The following is a 14,743-nucleotide window of genomic DNA, read 5'->3' on the forward strand; positions in this document are numbered from 1 at the left end:
CCGCGGTGGCCCTTTTGATCATTTTTGAAGGTTTGCGGCAAAGAACTTGGCTGCTTCCGCCTTCGCTTCCTGATCAGCTTTGGCGTCGTATCTGAGCGGCAAATTGAACTTCTTGCCGAGTTCGGTCGCTTCGGGGTTCGTGAACGCGTGCACAGCGCCGGGATACTCGATGATCCGATAATCGGCCTTCGCTGCGTCGAAATCCTTCTTAAGCGCATCGTACTGCTCGCGCTTCACGAACGGGTCGTCCGCGCCATTCAGAATGAGGATTTTAGCTTTGACGGTTCCCGGCGCCGGTGCAGGAGTGTTGAGACCAAGTGATGCGTGAAAGCCCGCAACGGCGGCGAGATCAGCGCCGGCGCGTGCCATGTTCAGCACCACCGCGCCGCCGAAGCAGTAACCGACTGCGCCGATCCGCTGGGGATTGACCGAGCTCTGCTTGGCGAGTTGCTCCCGCGCGGCGTTGAAGCGCGCCTCCATCACCTTCGGATCCTTCATCACGGATCCCGAGAGCGCGCCGGCGTCCTTCGGGTTGTCGGCGGTCTTGCCGTCGCCGTACATATCCGCAATGAACGCGGTGTAGCCCTGCTCCGCGAATTTCCGTGCCTCGTTATGGATATGCTTGGTGATGCCCCACCATTCGGGCACCATGACGATGCCGGGCCGCTTGGCCTGGGTCGCGTCGTCGTAGACAACGAAGCCCTTCATCGTGGTCTGGCCATCCGTATAGGTGACCGGTTCTTCCCTGACCGCTGCGTGTGCGCTCGCGACCATTGCGATGGCGCAAAGTGCTCCCACTATGTTCGTTCGCATGCTGACCTCCCGCGGGTTTGGCACAAGACTAACATTGGCATACCAGCGACTCCTGCGCTAGGCTTTGAAACCCGCGCAGGTGCCCACGGTGGCTGCGCCTAAACTTCAAGTTTCCGGACCTCCAGCTTGAGGCGGAGCGTGCCGACATTGCGGTTGGTCGCTGGATGACGCAAAGGCGCGTTGCGCGGTCCGCCCAATCGGGCGCTGTGGCCCATCTCGGAAGTAGGCTCTGGTCCGACCGGGAGCGATATGCTTTGATGGGTCGGGGCGAGTGGCGCGTGGTGGCCTCATGTACATGGTCATTCGCAAGTACACCAAGGTTCGTTCGGTCGCGGATGCCGCCCGCCGCGCCAAGAGCGGCGTCGGCGAGATCCTCAGGCAATCGCACGGCTTCAGATCTTACCATGTGCTGGATGCCGGCGACGGTGTCGGGATCGCCGTGATGATATTTGACGACCGTGAAAGCGCCAATGCAGCGAACGCCAAGATACTGGCGTTTGTTCAAGCCAGTCTGCATGACCTCGATCTTGGAGTTCCCGAAATCGCTGCCGGTGAGGTTTTGGTGAACATCGAGCCCAATGGGCCCTCGGGCATCAAGTAGCCGCAAACCGCACCAGTTGCGTGGCGGGTGCCGTCCTTGCTCATGTCGTCGACCTGATGTCCCCGTCGCGTTTGCGGTGATAACGCCCTGGGCATCTGCATGTCGTCGGCCAGGAATATGCGACTGCACGTGCTTGGGGAGTACAACGACATGAAGCTACACACCTCCGAAACATTTCTCACCACAGCGATCGGCTGGACACCGCTCGTGCTTATGGGCACCGCGATGCCGCCACGAGATCCCGATGAAGACGAGGAGGAGGAAGACGACGAAGAGGACGATGACGGTGACGAACCGGCGGTCGTGCGCGAGCCGGACGAAGACTAGGCTAGCGCGTGCTCGACAGTCGGCGCTATAATATCTGCCATGGGCTGGGATGCGAAAGACATAGCGCTTCTCACTAGGCTCTGGTCCGCAGGACAGAGCGCAGCGCAGATCGCGCGCCGTCTCGGGTGCAGTCGTAACGCGGTCTGCGGCATGCTGACTCGTCAGGGCCTGAAGCGCGGCCACAAGCCGCCCACGGCAAGACCCAAGATAAGGCCGCCCCCGAAGCTGAGGCCGACGTCGTCGGCAGCTTGCGTCCGTCCGGTCGCAAAGAAGGTGTCGCGGAACACAGCGGAGAGGCAGCAGCAGCCCAAGGAATTCAGCAAGCAGCAGCTTTACGCCATGCTGGCTGAGGCGGTCAGAAACACCGGCTAAGAGCTCACCACGAACGTCGTTGCGCTTTCGTCACTGCCTGGCTCAGCTCGACGGGTTCTTCCGTCGTGTAGCTTCCCAAGCCTTCGTCTGCTTTCAACTCAGATGGCAGCTCCGGCCAGCAAGAAAGCGCCGCCAAGCGCGACCATCACGAGCCCAGGCCAGTTCGATTTGATGCCGAAGCCGCTACCTGGCCTTTCAGGTTCCAGCGTGTCACGCCCGGAGCGAAGCCACTTTCCACCGCTGAATCGGCCTCGCCAGATGGGCTGAAACGCCATTTGGAGTACGCCGACGAAAACAAGGAGCACACCAAGCCATATGAGAGTCATGCTCACCTCCTCTACCTGCGAACGCCGATAGGTTGCTGCGCCGAGAACCGTGGTCCATTCAGCGCCTGCCCGCTGCTCTCGGAATCAGACCGACCTTGGAAGCCGCCGGACGCACCAGCGCGCCGCACGCACGCTGGGGATCGCACTCGCCGAAACTCAGGCGACGTCTAAGCGTCCTGCTTAGTCCTCGTCCGGCTCGCGCACGACCGGCGGTTCGTCGGTTTGGTTCTCTTCATCGTCTTGCTCTTCCTCTTCCTCCTCATCCTCTTCGTCGTCATCAGGATCTCGGGGCGGCATCGTGTCGGGCATGATCGCGAAGACGTGCCGGTCGATCTCGGCCGGAACCAGCTCGGGGAGTAGGGTCATGGCGTTGCTCCTCAGATGTGACCCTGGGGCACTCTACCCCTTTTCGACGGGGCAGGCACGAAATTGGCGGCCGGCGCGGACGGTTGCGGAAGTGAAGGAGGAGGACGTGCTTTGCCTCTGGATGGCATGGGGGGCGATCTGTTCCGCGAGACCTGCGCAAGGTGCTGCGCCGGTCGAGTGCAGCCAGATGCAGGGCGGCTGTTCAGCCCGGCGACCCGGTCCTCCGGGTTTGATCCAGCGCAAGATTCTAAATCGCTTTCAGGATAGCTTTGATTATTCAATGGTTCGTTGGAGGCAACAATGATCATTGAACGTCTATCCCAAGAACACCGCAATATTGAGACGCTGCTCGCCGTGCTTGAGCACGAGCTTGAGATTTTCGATCGCGGCGACCACCCCGACTATGAGGTCATTCGCGCAATCATCAGCTACTTCGAACTCTATCCCGAGATTTACCATCATCCCCTGGAGGAGCTGGTCCTTGCCAAGCTAGAGCTTCGGGATCCGGCTGCGGCGGCAAGCGTCGGCAACCTGAAACTTGAGCACCAAAAGGGGACCGATCGATTGCGCCGCGTTGCTCGGGCGATCGACGGTGTCCTGTCGGATCGGGAAATCCTTCGGCAAAACGTGGACAATATCGTTCGCGACTTCATAGAGAGCGAGCGGCGTCACATCATGATTGAAGACCGCGATTTCTTTCCTGCCGCTCTCAAGGCTCTAAAGCCTGCAGATTGGAGCGAAATCGCTTCGACCTCAATCGATCATGAGGATCCGCTGTTTAGCGAGGCTGCCGAAGAGACCTTCGGCGCGCTGCGACAGCGCATCTTGCAGATGGAGCACGAGTCTGAAGTCGGACGACGTTAGAAGCGCTCCACTGGCAGCGCCGTCAATGCCTCGACCGTGTATCAGGTCAGCTGCCTCGCCGCCGCCGAGATCATCACCAGCCCGCCGGTGATCACCGCGACGTCCAAGATCGCGGTGTGGATGTGCACCGGCATCCGCTCGACGAAGGCTTTTGCGAGGAACGCACCGGGGATCGCAATCGCGCCGATCAGCAGCGCGAAGGCGAGCACCTGCGCGGTCACAGCACCGGCAAGGCCGAACACCGAGATCTTGATCAGGCCGGTGCCGAGCGAGATCATCGCATCGGTTGCGATCACCGCCGCGCCTTCGAGGCCGGCGGCCATCAGCAGCGACAGCAGGATCACGCCGGAGCCCGAGGTACCGCCGACCAGCACGCCATAACCGATCGAACCGGCGGCAAGGCCGGTGTCGCCGATCCTGACCTCGCGGCGGCGCAGCACGCGGCGCAGCGGCACGCTCAGGATCAGCATGGAGCCGATCACGAGCGCCGCGCCCGCATTGGTCAGCCGCGTATAGCCATAGGCGCCGAGCGCGGTCGTCAGCGCCGCACAGAGAAGCACGATCAGCGCGCGGCGGCGGTCGGCATGGCGCAGATAGGCGATGGCGCGGCTGCAATTGGTGAAGATGGCGGAGATCGCGATGATCGGCACCACGGGCTCGGCGCCGACCAGCGGCACCAGCACCAGCGGCATCAAGGCGCCGGTGCCGTAACCGGCGAGACCACCGATGATCGAAGCCAACAACGCCATCAACGCGACCAGCAGGAGCTGAAAAATCGAGATGTCGGCGAAGCCTGAGACGATGGTCACGTTCTCTCATCGCGGCTGACGCGTGCCGCAGCTTGATCGGCGATGGAAGCGAGCGCGGCTTGCTCTAGTGGAAAATCCGCCGCAAGCCAAGCGTCCTCGGCGAGCGTCAACACATGTCCGAGCGAAGGCCCTTCCGCCATGCCGCGCGCGATGAAGTCGGCGGCCTTCAGCGGAAATTTCGGCGCAGTCCAGCGCTGCGGCAGCTCGGCGAGCGCACGCCATCGCGACGATCCGACGTCGCCGCCGGCCCGCGCCCAGGCCAGCAACACGCGATCGTGATAGCGCTCGGCGCCGAGCCGATAGAGCAGCCGGCGTGCATCGGCCTCATCCTTGGTGACCAAGCGCCACCAGCGGTGTCCCATCGAATCCAGCGCCTTGGTCTCGGTATTGGAGAGCCGCAGCCGCGCGGCGACGCGCTTGGCATCTTCGGTCACGGCGACCGCCAGCGCGGCCAGGCGCCGCGTGGCATTCGCCGGCAGGCTGAGCTCGCACTCGATCGCGATCATCGCCGACAGCGGACCCGTATAGACGACGCCCCCGGTCAGCGCTTGCAGCAATCCGCCCTCGGCCATGGCCAGCACGGCCGCGGACGCACCGCCGGCCACCAGCAGCTTGAGCATCTCCATGCGCACCCGCTCGGCCGAGAGGCTAGCCAGGCCCGCGCGTCCCCGGATGCAGGCGAGATAGCCGTCGCGGTCTGGCTCGCCGGCGCCGAAGGCGGCGTGGATGCGGAAGAAGCGCAGGATGCGCAAATAATCCTCGGCGATGCGCTGGCCGGGATCGCCGATAAAGCGCACGCGACGCGCTCTGGCATCCGCGATCCCGCCGACATAGTCGTGCACGACACCATCAGCATCGACCGACAGGCCGTTCATGGTGAAATCGCGCCGCTCGGCGTCCTTCACCCAGTCGCGGCCGAACGCGACCTTGGCCTTGCGGCCGAAGGTTTCGGTGTCCTCGCGCAGCGTGGTCACTTCATAGGGATGCCCGTCGATCACGAGCGTGACGGTGCCATGATCGATGCCGGTCGGCACGCTCTTGATGCCGGCGGCCTTGGCGCGCCGCATCACTTCGTCCGGCAACGCGGTGGTCGCGATGTCGATGTCACCGGGCTTAAGACCGAGCAGCGCGTTGCGCACCGCGCCGCCGACCACCCGCGCCTCTTCGCCGTCCGCGCCCAGCAATTGCAGGACGCGCGCGGTCCCGCCTGCGGTCAGCCAGGGCGCATGGACAAGTAAAGGCTCCGCGATCATCCGTCGGCCCCTATTTTTCCACGCCCGGCACGAGCTTGCCGTTCTCGATATGGGCGGGAACGTAGGTCGAATCCGGCGCCGCGCCGGAGAAATGCGCGAGGCCGATCAACCCCGCGATCACCAGCACAAGCGCCACCAGGACGAGGCGAGCGACGACATAGACCGGCCAGGACGATTGCACGAACAGGCCGGAACGGCTGGCGGCCAGGAACAGCGCATAGACGGCAAAGGGGATGAGGAAGATTCCGATCTCGGTCAGAACCGTCCGGATCATGATGAATAGATCCGCTCATAAAGCACACGCAGCATACCCGCCGTCGCACCCCAGATGTAGCGTTCCGCGAACGGCATCGCGTAGTAGAACCGCTCCATGCCGCGGAATTCCTTGCTGTGCACCTGGTGGTTCACCGGGTTCATCAGGAAGGATAGCGGCACTTCGAACGCGTCATCAACCTCGGAATGGTTGATGGTGAGCGCAAAGCCCGGCCTGACCCTCGCGACCGTCGGCAGGATGCGGAAGCCGAAGGCGGTGCCGTAGAGATCGAGATAGCCGATCGGCTCGACGAAGTCGCGCGACAGCCCGACCTCTTCCTCGGCCTCGCGCAGCGCCGCATCGAGCGGGGAGGAGTCGGTCGCGTCGATCTTGCCGCCGGGAAAGGCGATCTGGCCGGCATGGTCGTTGAGATGCGCCGAGCGCTGCGTCAGCAGGATGGTCGGCTCGGGATGGTCGACCACCGCGATCAGGACCGCCGCCGGCCGCACCGGCTGCTCGCGCGCGATGATCTCCAGCATCTTGTCGGTGCCTGGATCGCCCGAGGCGGGAATGATGTTCGGATCATAGAGGCCAGGCGGGACGTCGAAGCCGAGCCTGGCCCTGGAGCGGGCGAAGAAATCCGCCGCGCTGAGCGCGACCGGATCGTTCTTCAGGATAGTTTTGTTCAAAGCGCGGCCCTCACCTGCTCCGCGTCGGCCATGGCGAAGAATTCGCCGGCCGTCTCGACGCCGAACATCGGCTGGCCATCGACCATCCGCTCCTCACCCATGTCAACCAGATCGTAATAGAGCGCGCGGGTGACCTTAGCCCAGAGATCGGCGCGGACATGCAGATAGGGCGTCAGCCCGCCGTCCTTCGCCTGCTCGAAGCGCAGCCGGTGCGCGGCGTCGCAGGTGACCCAATCGTCGACATTGGTGCGGAAGCTCAGCACGCGGTGGCTGCCCTCGCCGTGCTTCAGCATCTCGACCGCCATGAACGGTGCGTCGTCGACGCGAATGCCGACCTTCTCCACCGGCGTGACCAGGAAATGCTTGTCGCCCTCGCGCTTGAGGATGGTCGAGAACAGGCGGACCAGCGCGTGACGGCCGATTGGCGTTCCCATGTAGAACCAAGTACCATCAGAGGCGATTCGGATATCGAGATCCCCGCAAAACGGCGGATTCCACAGATGCACCGGAGGCAGGCCCTTTTTGGCGCCTTCGGCATTGGCAGCGCTCTTGGCGGCGGCAGTCAGCCCCTCGAGACCGCGATCGGCACTCTGCCCTTGGTTCGCCATGGTTTGCCCTGACTTTGTCATTTGGCACGATTGGTGCAGGTCTACGTTGTACCTCGGTGAGCGGTTCCACTCCGGACGAGTCCGGTGCGCGAGGTCGCCACTTCGTGATGCCGTACATAACCCGAAGCCGATAAGGTGGGGATAGGTTAATTCAACGAATACATGGCCTTCCTGCAAGTCTAGCATAGGGCCCATGATCCGACGGATGACCTCACGTGATCTGCTGAGGTGGAGTGCTGACGTGACGACGCAGGCAAGCCGCGTGGCAGGCTGAAGGAGCGAGCGAATGGCGGAAAGTATCGAGAAACTCGAGGACGGCATCGTCCGTTCGGCCGAGCAGGTGTCGGGCCAGATTCGCGCCGCGAAAGAGGCGATCGCGTCCGTCATCTTCGGCCAGGATCGCGTGATCGAGAACACGCTCGTCACCATCCTCTCCGGCGGTCATGCGCTGCTGATCGGCGTCCCGGGCCTCGCCAAGACCAAGCTGGTCGAGACGCTCGGCGTCACGCTCGGCTTAGACGCCAAGCGCATCCAGTTCACGCCCGATTTGATGCCGTCGGACATTCTCGGCGCCGAGGTGCTGGATGAGAGCACCGCGGGCAGGCGCGCCTTCCGCTTCATTGCAGGTCCGGTGTTCGCGCAGCTCCTGATGGCCGACGAGATCAACCGCGCCAGCCCGCGCACGCAGTCGGCGCTGCTGCAGGCGATGCAGGAGCAGCACATCACGGTTGCGGGTGCGCGCCATGACCTGCCGAAGCCGTTCCACGTGCTCGCCACGCAAAACCCGCTGGAGCAGGAAGGCACCTATCCGCTGCCCGAGGCGCAGCTCGACCGCTTCCTGATGGAGATCGACGTCGATTATCCCGATCGCGACGCCGAGCGCCGCATCCTGTTCGAGACCACCGGCGCCGAGGAGACGCTGGCCAGGGGATCGATGACCGCCGATGCGCTGATCGCCGCGCAGCGGCTGATCCGCCGCCTGCCGGTCGGCGATTCCGTGGTGGAGGCGATCCTGTCGCTGGTGCGCTCGGCCCGTCCGGGTCCCGACGCCGGCGAAGCCGGCAAGTTCATCGCCTGGGGACCCGGCCCACGCGCCAGCCAATCGCTGATGCTGGCTGTGCGCGCGCGTGCGCTGATCGACGGCCGTCTCGCGCCCTCTGTCGACGACGTGCTCGACCTCGCCGAGCCCGTGCTGAAGCACCGCATGGCGCTGACGTTCCAGGCGCGCGCCGAAGGACGCACGATTCCGGACGTGATCCGGCAATTGAAGACACGGATCGGTTGATGGCGGCAGAGAACGGGCACACAGCAAAGGAGATCATAGCGATCCGACGTGCCGATGGCGAAAGCCGCACGCTCGCCGCTTCGCTGCCGCGCCTGGTGCTCGAGGCCCGCCGTATCGCCGCCAACGTCATTCACGGCCTGCACGGAAGGCGCCGCGCAGGCTCCGGCGAAAGTTTCTGGCAGTATCGTCGCTTCGTCTCGGGCGAGCCGTCGCAGAACGTCGACTGGCGGCGTTCGGCGCGTGACGACCATCTTTACGTCCGCGAGCAGGAGTGGGAAGCCGCGCACACGGTCTGGATCTGGCCCGACCGCTCGCCCTCGATGGCCTTCGCCTCCAAGACCGCGCGCGAATCCAAGCTCGAACGCACACTGATCGTCGCCTTCGCGCTGGCCGAGCTGCTGGTGTCCGGCGGCGAACGCGTCGGCATTCCCGGGCTGGTGGCGCCGACCGCGAGCCGCAGCGTGATCGACAAGATGGCGCAGGCGATGCTCCATGACGACGCCGAACGCCTCAGCCTGCCGCCGTCCTTCGTGCCCTCGGCGCTTGCCGAGACGATCGTGCTGTCGGATTTCTGGTCGCCGATCTCCGAGATCAGGACAACGCTCGCAGGGCTATCCGGCTCGGGCGCGCATGGCACCATGGTGCAGATCGTCGATCCCGCCGAAGAGTCGTTTCCGTACTCCGGCCGCATCGAGTTCGTCGAGCCGGAAGGATTCGGCGTGATCACCGCCGGCCGGGCCGAGAGCTGGGTGCAGGATTACACGACGCGGCTCACGCTGCACCGCGACCAGATCCGCGCCGAGACCAACAAGCTCGACTGGCTGTTCACGACGCATGCGACCGACCGCTCGGCCGCCGAACTGCTGTTGTTCCTGCATGCCGGCCTGCAGGTGAGCAAGTCGGGCGCCCGCACCACCACGATCAAGGCGGGGCCGGCCGCATGATGGGATTGCCGCTCGCCTTCACCGAACCGCTGCTCCTGATCGGCCTCGTCAGCCTGCCCGTGCTGTGGTGGCTGCTGCGGGTGATGCCGCCGCGGCCGCGCCGGATCGAGTTTCCGCCGACACGGCTGTTGTTCGATATCGCGCCGCGCGAAGAGACGCCCTCGCGGACGCCGTGGTGGCTGACCGCGTTGCGCCTGCTCGCGGCGGCGCTGGTGATCTTCGCCGCCGCCGGCCCGATCTGGAATCCGCAAACGGGTCTTGCCGGCAGCAAGGCGCCGCTGATGATCGTATTCGACGACGGCTGGAGCGCGGCATCGCATTGGGACGTCAGGATCAGGGCCGCCGACGAGCTGATCGCCAACGCCGACAATGACCGCCGCGCCATCGCGCTGGTGCCGCTGTCCGAGCCGAACCGCGACATCACCCTGATGCCGGCGGGTGCAGCGCGCGTCGCGCTGCGGCAGCTCGCGCCAAAGCCCTATTCGATCGACCGCGTCGACACCCTGCCCGCAATCGATCGTTTCCTCAAAGCCACCGGCGACTGCGAGATCGCCTGGCTGTCCGACGGCGTCGACACCGGCCGCGGCGAGGAATTCGTAGCTGGCCTCGGCAAGACCATCGGCGATCGCAGCCTGACCGTGTTCGAAGGCGGTACCTCCGCGCCGCTGGCGCTGGTCGCGGCCGAGAACGCCGCCGCCAGGATGACGGTGAAGGTGCTGCGCACCGACAGCGGCATCGCCGTCGGCACCGTGCGCGCGCTGGACCAGAAGGCCTCGCCGATCGGCGAAGCCCGCTATTCGTTCGGCCCGCAGGACAAGGAGACCGACGCGGCGTTCGATCTGCCGGTCGAGCTGCGCAACGACATCACCCGGCTCGAGATCTCGGGCGAGCGCTCCGCCGGCGCGGTGCAGCTGCTGGACAAGCGCTGGCGCCGTCGCGCCATCGGCATCGTCTCGGGCTCGACCAGCGAGACCGCGCAGCCGCTGCTGGCGCCGACCTTCTATCTCACCCGCGCGCTGGCGCCGTTCGCCGACGTGCGGCTCGCCGACAAGGGCTCGCCGCAGCAGGGCATCACCCAGTTCCTCGACCAGAAGCTGCCGATGATCATCCTCGCCGATGTCGGCACCATCGCGCCTGAGCTGCGCGAGCGCCTCAATGCCTGGATCGACCAGGGCGGCGTGCTGGTGCGGTTCGCTGGGCCCCGCCTGGCGCAGGCCGAAGACGATCTCGTGCCGGTCAAGCTGCGCAAGGGCGGCCGCACGCTCGGCGGCAGCCTGACCTGGGAGAAGCCGCAGCATCTCGCCTCCTTCGCCGCCGACGGTCCGTTTGCCGGCGTCGTGGCCCCCAAGGACGTCACCGTGAGCCGCCAGGTGCTGGCCGAGCCCGACGCGGTGCTCGCCACCAAAAGCTGGGCCTCGCTGGAAGACGGCACACCGCTGGTGACCGGCGAGCATCGCGGCAAGGGCCTGGTCAGCCTGTTCCACGTCAGCGCCGACATGCGCTGGTCGGATCTGCCGATGTCAGGCACCTTCGTCGAAATGCTGCGGCGGGTGGTCGACATGTCAGGCTACACCGCCAAGCCCGGCGCCGGGGTCGCGGCCGAGATGACCGCCGAGACGGTGGCGCCGCTGCACATCCTCGACGGCTTCGGCGCCTTCGGCCCGCCGCCGGCCACCGCAAAACCGCTGCCCGCGGATTATCGCGACCGCGCCACACCCGATCATCCGCCGGGCTTCTATGGTCCGGCCGAAGGACCGCTCGCCGTGAACACGCTTGCCGCCGCCGACCGCATCGCGGCCCTGAACACCGCGAGCCTGCGCGCCCGGCACGCCACCTACACCAACGCCGAGCCGCGCGATTTGCGCGGCTGGCTGCTGTCGACGGCGCTGGCATTGTTCCTGATCGACGCCATTATCGTCGCGCTGCTCGGCGGCGGGATTGCCGCGCTGCTGCGCCGCCGCGCCGCGCCGGCGATGATCGTCCTCGGGCTCGCGCTCGCAGGCGTCGCGTCGCTCTCGCCGACGCCGGCGCGCGCCGACGGCGCCGCCGACGAGTTCGCGATGAAGGCGGTGTCGCAGACCCGCCTCGCCTATGTCGTGACGGGCAATGCCGACGTCGATTCCATCGTCAAGGCCGGGATGAACGGGCTGACGCTGTTCCTGGCGCAGCGCACTGCGCTCGAGGCCGGCGATCCCGTCGGCGTCAATCCCGCGCGCGACGAGCTCGCCTTCTTCCCGCTGATCTACTGGCCGATCGTGCCCGGCGCGCCCAAGCCGCCGCAAGATGCCATCAACAAGATCGACGCCTATATGAAGCAGGGCGGCACCGTGCTGTTCGACACGCGCGATGCGATCGAAGCACCGCCCGGCGCGAACGGCGCGGCGCAGACCCCGGCCATGCAGACGCTGCGCGAGATCCTGTCCTCGCTCGACGTGCCCGAGCTCGAGCCGGTGCCGCGCGAGCACGTGCTGACCAAGACCTTCTACCTGCTGCGCGACTTCCCCGGCCGCTTCGTCACCGGCCAGACCTGGGTCGAGACCCTGCCGCGCGACGAGGACGAGGACAGCGCGCAGCGGCCGGCGCGCGGCGGCGACGGCGTCTCGCCGATCATCATCACTTCGAACGACCTAGCCGGCGCCTGGGCGGTGCGGCCCGACGGCCAGGCCATGCTGCCGGTGACCGGCGGCGACACCCGCCAGCGCGAATTCGCCTACCGCGCCGGCGCCAACATCGTGATGTATACGCTGACCGGCAACTACAAGGCGGACCAGGTGCACGCACCCGCCCTGATCGAACGGCTCGGGCAATAGGATAGATATGAATTACGGCATCGCGTTCACGCCGCTTGTTCCCGCGATCGTCCTGTGGCTCGCGCTGGCCGCGATCGTTGTCGTCGCGCTGGTGCTGCTGCTGGCGCGCGCACGCGGCGCCGCCGTGCGCGTCGCCGCGCTGGCGCTGTTCCTGCTGGCGCTCGCCAATCCCTCCTTCACGCGCGAGGATCGCGATCCCCTCACCTCGGTCGCCGCCGTCGTCGTCGACAAGAGCCCGAGCCAGAATTTCGGCAACCGCAATCGCGAGGCCGCGCAGGCGCAGGAAGCGCTGGTCGACAGCCTGAAGAAGATCAAGGGCCTCGAAGTCCGCGTCGTCGATGCCGGACAGGCCGACGGCGAGACCGACGGCACGAAACTGTTCGGCGCCCTCGCCTCGGCCTTGTCGGACGTGCCGGTCGACCGCGTCGCCGGCGCGTTCCTGATCACCGACGGCCGCGTCCACGACATTCCGGCGAACGCCGCCGCGCTCGGCTTCCAGGCGCCGGTGCAAGCGCTGGTCACCGGGCAGAAGGACGAGCGCGACCGCCGCATCGCGATCACGGCGGCGCCGCGCTTCGGCATCGTCGGGCAGACCCAGACCATCAGCTACCGCCTCGACGACCAGGGCGTGTCCGGCGAGCGCGCCAAAGTCACGGTCCGCAGGGACGGCGAAGTCATCAACGAACGCACGCTATCCAGCGGTCAGGCCGCGAGCGTCGACGTCGACATCAAGCATGCCGGCCCGAACATCGTCGAGATCGAGGCCTCGCCGCTCGAACGCGAATTGACACCGGTGAACAACCGCGCGGTCGTCGCCATCGACGGCGTGCGTGACAAGCTGCGCGTGCTGCTGGTCTCGGGCGAGCCGCATTCGGGCGAGCGCACCTGGCGCAATCTGCTCAAATCCGACGCCAGCGTCGATCTCGTGCATTTCACCATTCTGCGTCCGCCGGAGAAGCAGGACGGCACGCCGATCAACGAATTGTCGCTGATCGCGTTTCCGACCCGCGAATTGTTCCAGCAGAAGATCAACGAATTCCAGCTGATCATCTTCGACCGCTACGCCCGCCAGGGCGTGCTGCCGATCGCCTATTTCGACAACATCGCACGCTATGTGCGCTCGGGCGGCGCGGTGCTGGTCTCGGCCGGCCCCGACTACGCCTCCAACACCAGCATCTGGCGCACGCCGCTGGATTCGGTGTTGCCGGCCGAGCCCGTCGGCGTGACGGAAAAGCCGTTCTATGCGCATCTGTCCGACATCGGCAAACGCCATCCGGTCACGCGCGGGCTGGAGGGCTCGGCAAGCGAGCCGCCGCACTGGAGCCGGTTCTTCCGCACCGTCGACACCCGCAATGCGGTCAACCCGCCTGTGATGACCGGCGTCGACGGCAAGCCGCTGCTGTTCCTGTCGCGCTTCGGCGAGGGCCGCGTCGCGCTGCTGCTGTCCGATCACATCTGGCTGTGGGCGCGCGGCTATGAGGGCGGCGGGCCGCATCTCGACCTGCTCAGGCGGATGTCGCACTGGCTGATGAAGCAGCCGGATCTCGATGAAGAAGCGCTGCGCCTCCAGGTGCAGGGCAAGGATCTCGTGGTGGTGCGCCAGACCATGTCGGACAGCGTCCAGCCGGTGAACGTGACCTCGCCATCGGGCGTGTCGCACGACCTGACGCTCAGCCCCGGCGATCCCGGCGAGTGGCGCGCCAGCCTGCCGGCGAACGAGCTCGGCCTGTGGCAGGCCACAGACGGCACGCTGAAGGCGCTGATCAATGTCGGCCCGACCAATCCGAAGGAGTTTTCGGAAGTCACCTCCACCACCGAGACATTGAGGCCGCTGACGCAGGCAACCGGCGGCAATGCCGTGCGCGTCGTCGACGGCAACAGCGTCGAGCTGCCACGCATCCTGCCAGTGCGCTCCACCAGTGTCTTCCATGGCGACGGCTGGATGGGCGTGCGGATGCGCGACGCCAGCGTGGTGAAGGGCGTCGGCGTGCTGCCGATCTTCGCCGGGCTGATCGGCCTGTTGCTGCTGCTCGGCGCCTTCGCCGCGACCTGGGTCCGCGAAGGGCGCTGATCTCTCGGTCGGGGGCTCGTTCAACCTCTCCCGCTTGCGAGAACTTTGCATAATCGGCGAATCTGCGATTCCCTGGACCGGTTGGAGGGGACGGGAATGGCATATCGGCAGGTGGGGCAACCGAGCTTTGCGGACGCGCTGGTGTCGCGGCAGGGGAAAGCCAATCCGGTACTAAGGCGGATTGGCGAACTGGTCGATTGGGCAGCAGTGGAGCGCGTGCTGCGCGGCCTGCCGGAACCGGAGCGCGGGGCGCCGGCTTATCCGCGGCTGCTGATGTTCAAGGCGCTGCTGCTGCAGCAATGGTATGGACTGTCCGATCCGGAGCTTGAAGAGGCGCTGGATGACCGTGCTT

The 14,743-nt window shown here is 65.9% G+C and carries 17 protein-coding genes; 9 read left to right on the forward strand and 8 right to left on the reverse strand.

Annotation, left to right across the window (positions count from 1 at the left end):
- Positions 1-18: 18 nt before the first annotated feature.
- Complete coding sequence (locus BLV07_RS33010) at positions 19-813, reverse strand: dienelactone hydrolase family protein (RefSeq protein WP_244551278.1); 795 nt, start codon at positions 811-813, stop codon at positions 19-21.
- Positions 814-1,102: 289 nt separating this feature from the next.
- Here BLV07_RS33010 and BLV07_RS33015 point away from each other — a divergent pair, with 289 nt between their 5' ends.
- The 3 genes from BLV07_RS33015 (at position 1,103) to BLV07_RS33025 (ending at position 2,113) form a co-directional block, all read left to right on the forward strand.
- Positions 1,103-1,414, forward strand: coding sequence for a hypothetical protein (locus tag BLV07_RS33015; RefSeq protein WP_091894301.1), 312 nt, complete (start codon positions 1,103-1,105; stop codon positions 1,412-1,414).
- Positions 1,415-1,564: 150 nt separating this feature from the next.
- A complete protein-coding gene (locus BLV07_RS47880; RefSeq protein ID WP_176945915.1) occupies positions 1,565-1,741 on the forward strand; it encodes a hypothetical protein in 177 nt (58 codons plus the stop codon).
- Between the two features lie 39 nt (positions 1,742-1,780).
- The gene (locus BLV07_RS33025) at positions 1,781-2,113 is read left to right on the forward strand and encodes a GcrA family cell cycle regulator (RefSeq protein ID WP_091894305.1); all 333 of its coding nucleotides are present in this window, start codon (positions 1,781-1,783) and stop codon (positions 2,111-2,113) included.
- A gap of 98 nt (positions 2,114-2,211) precedes the next feature.
- Here the strand turns inward: BLV07_RS33025 and BLV07_RS33030 are convergent, their stop codons facing one another.
- Together BLV07_RS33030 and BLV07_RS33035 are read right to left on the reverse strand one after the other, a co-directional pair.
- A complete protein-coding gene (locus BLV07_RS33030) occupies positions 2,212-2,439 on the reverse strand; it encodes a hypothetical protein (protein WP_091894307.1) in 228 nt (75 codons plus the stop codon).
- 180 nt (positions 2,440-2,619) lie between these two features.
- Entirely contained in the window at positions 2,620-2,805 is a 186-nt protein-coding gene (locus BLV07_RS33035) for a hypothetical protein (RefSeq protein ID WP_091894309.1), read from the reverse strand.
- A 300-nt stretch (positions 2,806-3,105) separates the two neighbouring features.
- Here BLV07_RS33035 and BLV07_RS33040 point away from each other — a divergent pair, with 300 nt between their 5' ends.
- Positions 3,106-3,669 carry a hemerythrin domain-containing protein gene (locus BLV07_RS33040; RefSeq protein WP_091894311.1) on the forward strand — a complete coding sequence of 188 codons (564 nt, stop codon included), beginning with the start codon at positions 3,106-3,108 and terminating at the stop codon, positions 3,667-3,669.
- 41 nt (positions 3,670-3,710) lie between these two features.
- Here BLV07_RS33040 and BLV07_RS33045 read toward each other — a convergent pair whose 3' ends face one another.
- The 5 genes from BLV07_RS33045 to BLV07_RS33065 are packed head-to-tail and all read right to left on the reverse strand — an operon-like array spanning position 3,711 to position 7,281.
- Entirely contained in the window at positions 3,711-4,478 is a 768-nt protein-coding gene (locus BLV07_RS33045) for a sulfite exporter TauE/SafE family protein (protein WP_091894313.1), read from the reverse strand.
- Positions 4,475-5,731 carry a CCA tRNA nucleotidyltransferase gene (locus BLV07_RS33050; protein WP_091894315.1) on the reverse strand — a complete coding sequence of 419 codons (1,257 nt, stop codon included), beginning with the start codon at positions 5,729-5,731 and terminating at the stop codon, positions 4,475-4,477. The genes BLV07_RS33045 and BLV07_RS33050 overlap by 4 nt, the downstream gene beginning before the upstream one ends.
- A gap of 10 nt (positions 5,732-5,741) precedes the next feature.
- Positions 5,742-6,005: a DUF6111 family protein gene (locus tag BLV07_RS33055; RefSeq protein ID WP_091894317.1), complete on the reverse strand. Its 264-nt coding sequence runs from the start codon at positions 6,003-6,005 to the stop codon at positions 5,742-5,744.
- Positions 6,002-6,673 carry a CoA pyrophosphatase gene (locus BLV07_RS33060; protein WP_091894319.1) on the reverse strand — a complete coding sequence of 224 codons (672 nt, stop codon included), beginning with the start codon at positions 6,671-6,673 and terminating at the stop codon, positions 6,002-6,004. Before BLV07_RS33060 ends, BLV07_RS33055 begins: the two co-directional genes overlap by 4 nt.
- Positions 6,670-7,281 (reverse strand): DUF1285 domain-containing protein, encoded by a 612-nt coding sequence (locus BLV07_RS33065; RefSeq protein WP_091894321.1) that lies wholly within the window; start codon positions 7,279-7,281, stop codon positions 6,670-6,672. Before BLV07_RS33065 ends, BLV07_RS33060 begins: the two co-directional genes overlap by 4 nt.
- 286 nt (positions 7,282-7,567) lie before the next feature.
- Here BLV07_RS33065 and BLV07_RS33070 point away from each other — a divergent pair, with 286 nt between their 5' ends.
- The 5 genes from BLV07_RS33070 to BLV07_RS50150 all read left to right on the forward strand — a co-directional run.
- Positions 7,568-8,566 carry an AAA family ATPase gene (locus BLV07_RS33070; RefSeq protein WP_091894323.1) on the forward strand — a complete coding sequence of 333 codons (999 nt, stop codon included), beginning with the start codon at positions 7,568-7,570 and terminating at the stop codon, positions 8,564-8,566.
- A complete protein-coding gene (locus BLV07_RS33075) occupies positions 8,566-9,510 on the forward strand; it encodes a DUF58 domain-containing protein (protein ID WP_091894325.1) in 945 nt (314 codons plus the stop codon). The genes BLV07_RS33070 and BLV07_RS33075 overlap by 1 nt, the downstream gene beginning before the upstream one ends.
- Positions 9,507-12,320 carry a DUF4159 domain-containing protein gene (locus tag BLV07_RS33080; protein WP_091894327.1) on the forward strand — a complete coding sequence of 938 codons (2,814 nt, stop codon included), beginning with the start codon at positions 9,507-9,509 and terminating at the stop codon, positions 12,318-12,320. The genes BLV07_RS33075 and BLV07_RS33080 overlap by 4 nt, the downstream gene beginning before the upstream one ends.
- Positions 12,321-12,327: 7 nt before the next feature.
- The gene (locus tag BLV07_RS33085) at positions 12,328-14,391 is read left to right on the forward strand and encodes a hypothetical protein (RefSeq protein ID WP_091894329.1); all 2,064 of its coding nucleotides are present in this window, start codon (positions 12,328-12,330) and stop codon (positions 14,389-14,391) included.
- A gap of 96 nt (positions 14,392-14,487) precedes the next feature.
- Positions 14,488-14,743 (forward strand): transposase (locus BLV07_RS50150; RefSeq protein ID WP_143035537.1); only part of this gene is annotated, 256 nt, incomplete at its 3' end.

The sequence above is a fragment of the Bradyrhizobium sp. Rc2d genome, from assembly GCF_900099855.1.
Classification (GTDB): Bacteria; Pseudomonadota; Alphaproteobacteria; order Rhizobiales; family Xanthobacteraceae; genus Bradyrhizobium.

Coding starts and splice junctions, on each gene's coding strand:
- BLV07_RS33055 (WP_091894317.1), bottom strand. CDS start 6,005: ATGATCCGGACGGTTCTGACCGAGATCGGAATCTTCCTCATCCCCTTT.
- BLV07_RS47880 (WP_176945915.1), top strand. CDS start 1,565: ATGAAGCTACACACCTCCGAAACATTTCTCACCACAGCGATCGGCTGG.
- BLV07_RS33070 (WP_091894323.1), top strand. CDS start 7,568: ATGGCGGAAAGTATCGAGAAACTCGAGGACGGCATCGTCCGTTCGGCC.
- BLV07_RS33040 (WP_091894311.1), top strand. CDS start 3,106: ATGATCATTGAACGTCTATCCCAAGAACACCGCAATATTGAGACGCTG.
- BLV07_RS33015 (WP_091894301.1), top strand. CDS start 1,103: ATGTACATGGTCATTCGCAAGTACACCAAGGTTCGTTCGGTCGCGGAT.
- BLV07_RS33025 (WP_091894305.1), top strand. CDS start 1,781: ATGGGCTGGGATGCGAAAGACATAGCGCTTCTCACTAGGCTCTGGTCC.
- BLV07_RS33065 (WP_091894321.1), bottom strand. CDS start 7,281: ATGGCGAACCAAGGGCAGAGTGCCGATCGCGGTCTCGAGGGGCTGACT.
- BLV07_RS33075 (WP_091894325.1), top strand. CDS start 8,566: ATGGCGGCAGAGAACGGGCACACAGCAAAGGAGATCATAGCGATCCGA.
- BLV07_RS33080 (WP_091894327.1), top strand. CDS start 9,507: ATGATGGGATTGCCGCTCGCCTTCACCGAACCGCTGCTCCTGATCGGC.
- BLV07_RS33030 (WP_091894307.1), bottom strand. CDS start 2,439: ATGACTCTCATATGGCTTGGTGTGCTCCTTGTTTTCGTCGGCGTACTC.
- BLV07_RS33035 (WP_091894309.1), bottom strand. CDS start 2,805: ATGACCCTACTCCCCGAGCTGGTTCCGGCCGAGATCGACCGGCACGTC.
- BLV07_RS33050 (WP_091894315.1), bottom strand. CDS start 5,731: ATGATCGCGGAGCCTTTACTTGTCCATGCGCCCTGGCTGACCGCAGGC.
- BLV07_RS33085 (WP_091894329.1), top strand. CDS start 12,328: ATGAATTACGGCATCGCGTTCACGCCGCTTGTTCCCGCGATCGTCCTG.
- BLV07_RS33010 (WP_244551278.1), bottom strand. CDS start 813: ATGCGAACGAACATAGTGGGAGCACTTTGCGCCATCGCAATGGTCGCG.